The organism is Sphingomonas sp. (genome assembly GCF_040398505.1).
GTDB lineage: Bacteria > Pseudomonadota > Alphaproteobacteria > Sphingomonadales > Sphingomonadaceae > Sphingomonas.
Map to the genome: position 1 here is coordinate 1 of NZ_JBBATX010000204.1, position 1,357 is coordinate 1,357.

2 protein-coding genes and 1 tRNA gene are annotated in these 1,357 nt (G+C 66.0%); 1 reads left to right on the forward strand and 2 read right to left on the reverse strand.

Going from position 1 to position 1,357, the window contains the following annotated elements:
- Positions 1-64: 64 nt before the first annotated feature.
- Positions 65-139 (reverse strand) — tRNA-Val (locus ABWP09_RS14400).
- A gap of 117 nt (positions 140-256) precedes the next feature.
- On the reverse strand, positions 257-709 hold the full coding sequence (locus ABWP09_RS14405) for a YaiI/YqxD family protein (protein WP_353205805.1): 453 nt from the start codon (positions 707-709) through the stop codon (positions 257-259).
- Between the two features lie 123 nt (positions 710-832).
- Here ABWP09_RS14405 and ABWP09_RS14410 point away from each other — a divergent pair, with 123 nt between their 5' ends.
- Positions 833-1,357, forward strand: coding sequence for a gamma carbonic anhydrase family protein (locus ABWP09_RS14410; RefSeq protein ID WP_353205806.1), 525 nt, complete (start codon positions 833-835; stop codon positions 1,355-1,357).

Genomic DNA, 1,357 nt, shown 5'->3' on the forward strand with positions numbered 1-1,357 from the left:
GGGGCGATGGCCGGCTACCAAAAGGCCCGCCGCTCCAATCCGGAGCGGCGGGCCTTTTCGGTAATGGTGGGCGCGGCTGGGATTGAACCAGCGACCCCACCCGTGTGAAGGGTGTGCTCTACCACTGAGCTACGCGCCCGCTGCCGGGCTTTGCTGCCGGACGAACGGTCAGGGCGGGCTTGCGCACCGTCCGATGCGTCTGCCCTTAAAGTGATGGACCGGGGCTTGTCCAGCCCAAGGGTGCCGACAAAGCCGCTTATCGCCGCAGCAAGCGCCCGAGCGTTTCGTCGAGCGCCGAGAGGAAGCGCGAACGGTCGGTCTTGGCAAAGGGTGGCGGTCCGCCGATCGCATCACCGCCCGCGCGCAGATCGGCCATGATCGCGCGCACCGCAATCGCATTGCCGATCGATGCGGCGGTGAAGGGCTTGCCATTGGGGGCAAGCACCTGCGCGCCCGCCTTGAGACAGCGATCCGCCAGCAGGATGTCGCCCGTCACCACCACGCTCGCCGTATCGGCGCGCTCGGCGATCCAGTCATCGGCTTCGTCAAACCCCGCCCCGACGACGATCCGCGCCAGCAACGGGTGGATCGGAATGCGGATCGGGCTGTTGCTGACGATCGTCACGGCGACTTCGCGCCGCAGTGCAACCTTGTAGATCTCATCCTTGACCGGGCAGGCATCGGCATCGACGTAAATGTGGAGCGGCATTGGCCGACGCTAGAGCAAAAGCGCGGATCGCGCGAGCCGCTCGCTGTGCGCGAAGGCTGTTCTTCTTGGCGGGGCTGCGCCAAGAACCGTCCTTCGACAAGCTCGGGAAGGACGCGACGCACCATGCCGCTTTATGAAATCGACGGGAAGCGCCCGACGCTCGGCGCCAATGCCTGGGTCGCGCCCAGCGCCGATCTGATCGGCGATGTCCAGCTTGGCGACGATGTCGGCATCTGGTTCGGCGCGGTGATTCGCGGCGACAATACCCCGATGATCGTGGGCGACCGCAGCAACATCCAGGAAGGCGCGATGTGCCATTCCGATCATGGCGCGCCGCTGACGATCGGGACCGATTGCACGATCGGCCATCACGCGATCCTGCACGGCTGCACGATCGGCGATCGCGTGCTGATCGGCATGGGGGCGATCGTGCTCAACCACGCGACGATCGCCGACGGCTGCATCGTCGGCGCGGGCGCGTTGGTGACCGAGGGCAAGGCCTTCCCGCCGAACAGCCTGATTATCGGCTCGCCCGCGCGGGCGGTGCGCACGCTGGATGCGACTGCGCAGGCAATGCTGCAAGCATCGGCCGATCATTATGTTGCCAATGCCCGCAGCTATGCGACCGGGTTGAAGCGAGTCGATTAA

Coding starts and splice junctions, on each gene's coding strand:
- ABWP09_RS14405 (WP_353205805.1), bottom strand. CDS start 709: ATGCCGCTCCACATTTACGTCGATGCCGATGCCTGCCCGGTCAAGGAT.
- ABWP09_RS14410 (WP_353205806.1), top strand. CDS start 833: ATGCCGCTTTATGAAATCGACGGGAAGCGCCCGACGCTCGGCGCCAAT.